This is a genomic window from Shewanella sp. 10N.286.45.A1, from assembly GCF_041470405.1.
GTDB lineage: Bacteria > Pseudomonadota > Gammaproteobacteria > Enterobacterales > Shewanellaceae > Shewanella.
Map to the genome: position 1 here is coordinate 1 of NZ_JBFRMK010000442.1, position 2336 is coordinate 2336.

At 41.3% G+C, this 2336-nt stretch carries 1 protein-coding gene; it reads right to left on the reverse strand.

Features of this window, described 5'->3' with window-relative positions; translation table 11 throughout:
- Positions 1-104: 104 nt before the first annotated feature.
- A complete protein-coding gene (locus AB4238_RS22310; RefSeq protein ID WP_372035812.1) occupies positions 105-2120 on the reverse strand; it encodes a methyl-accepting chemotaxis protein in 2016 nt (671 codons plus the stop codon).
- Positions 2121-2336: the final 216 nt, after the last annotated feature.

Here is a 2336-nt window from a genome sequence, read left to right on the forward strand (position 1 = left end):
TAAAGAACCGAACAAAAACTAAGCTCGAAAGATCCCCCCCCCTAGTAAAGCGCAAATATTTGTCCTCTTAGATCTATGACTTAAGCAACGTAAGCCCCTTGGGGTTACGACTTAAAGCGTGCCATAGCGTTTATCAACTCAGAAGACTGAGATTCAGTTTCTTGAATAGTTACAGCCAAAGATTGAGTTTGAGTTACCGTTCCGGAAGCCATCTCATCAATCTCTACAATTTCCTGATTCATCTGTATTGCAGTGCTCGACTGCTGCGTGATAGTCGAGGAAATATCGACCATGTGCTGTTCAAGTTGCTCCATAGAAGTAAGAATAGTTTCAAACTCTGGAATAACTGCAAGTGTCGCAGCCTTGTTAGTTTTAGTTTCTTCTAACCCTTGGTTCATTACGCCTACTGCATCTTTAGCCGTATTTTGTAGCTTAGCAACAATATCGTGAATTTGAGTCGTTGAAGTCTGAGTTCTAGAAGCCAAGTTACGTACTTCGTCAGCGACAACAGCAAAACCACGCCCCTGCTCGCCCGCTCTTGCTGCTTCAATAGCCGCATTTAACGCTAATAGATTAGTCTGTTCAGCGATTGCACCGATAACATTAACAACTTCACCTATTTTGCTAGTATCTTGCTCCAATGCCGCCACTACGTCCGTCGCCTGTTGGATCTGATCAGCTAAAATGCCCATCCTGTCATTAACTGTTTCAATATTAGCGACCCCACTGACAACCCCCTGCTTAGTTTCAGATGCGATGGCAGAGATATCTTGTGCACGACCAGCAACATGTTCACTAGTCTGCGCCATTTCCACAGATGCACTAGCTACATTCGCTAGCTGTGCTTTTTGTTGACCAACGATGGCATTAGTTTCTGCAGTTGACTGTAAGCTATTTCGAGAGTTCTGGTAGAATTTATTCGCTAATGAACTTGATTCATTAACCATCACCTGGATTTTACTCACAAAATCATTAAACGCTTCCGAGAGCTTGCCGAGTTCATCCTTTCTATTAATGTTTAACCTACGGGTTAAATCTGCATCTCCTTGGCTTATTGAATGCATCGCCTGCTGTAACTGTTGCAGTGGTTTAAGTTGCCATTTGATCAATAGCCACATAAACAACGCTATCACACAGCTGAATATAACTGAGTGCAAAATATTGTCTCTTACTGCATCGTCAACAGGGGCTATAATAGCGCTTTCTGGCAACATAACAGCGACATTCCAATGCACCTCAGGGAGTGCACGCTCATAAGGTTGCAAAAATACCCGGTACTGCTGATTATTCCACTGCACGATATGTTCTTTATCGTTTCTAGCGTTATAAGCCTGCCACATAGTGCCGAATCCCTCTGCACCATGTTGTTTATAATTTTCATCTATCGCGGCCATGTCTAACGTACTCAGTCCATTAGACATCATCTGATTGACCATATCAGGGAAGTTAACCAGTAAGCCACTGTCACTTACAACAAATACAGCAAGTCCTGGATATACACTCTGCAGCGCGGCAAACTCTCGATTCACTTGCTCCAAATCCAAATCTAATCCTACGGTACCAATTAGATTACGCTGTTGGTCATATGCTGGTGCTCTAAAGGTTAAAAGAATTTCACCATCGGCATCTAAGTAGGGATCATTTACATAGTGATTCATCTGGCTTAGAAACTCTTGCCAAAAAGGTCGCTGATTTATGTAGTAATCGGGATCTTTGTTTTTACTGTCATGATCAAAATACTCCCAGGTAGCAGTTGTTGTAAAAAATAAGCTAACCAAAGATGTGTCTGATCTAATTAGCGACTGAAAATAATGGCTAACTGGGACCAACATCTCATGTTCTTCATATTTCAAGCCACGATCTTGAATAGACTTAATCGCTGCGGTGGTATTTGGATGAGTAAAAACCGCATCTAGTTGGTTGGTGCGCGAATACAGCATATGATCGATTTTACCGGTCAATTGCTGTAATACCCTTTCAACTTCTTCATTTGTTGCGACCGCAGACTCTTGGCGTACCTGATAGCTTTTTAAGATAGAACTACCTAGTGTTATCAAAGTTAAAGTAAACAGTAGACCTGCAATGAATTGCCTTACCATACTCTGTTGAAGAAAAGCCATTTAACCCGACCTCCGTTATTATAATTATGATATTACGTTACAGTGCCTTAGGAGTTGAACAGCAAAACAGGCTGCCAAAATACAGATATAATAATCTTATGCCGATCAGTATATGAAGTTGATCTACGCAGAGTGCTTTTTGCAAACTAATTCAATGCGAGTTAATCCAAAGTGAGTAATGACAGAATAATTATTCCCTTATGAATTTATTCAACG

What these genes read in the sequence shown, in the direction of transcription:
- AB4238_RS22310 (WP_372035812.1), bottom strand. Translation starts at nt 2,120, where the DNA reads ATGGCTTTTCTTCAACAGAGTATGGTAAGGCAATTCATTGCAGGTCTA.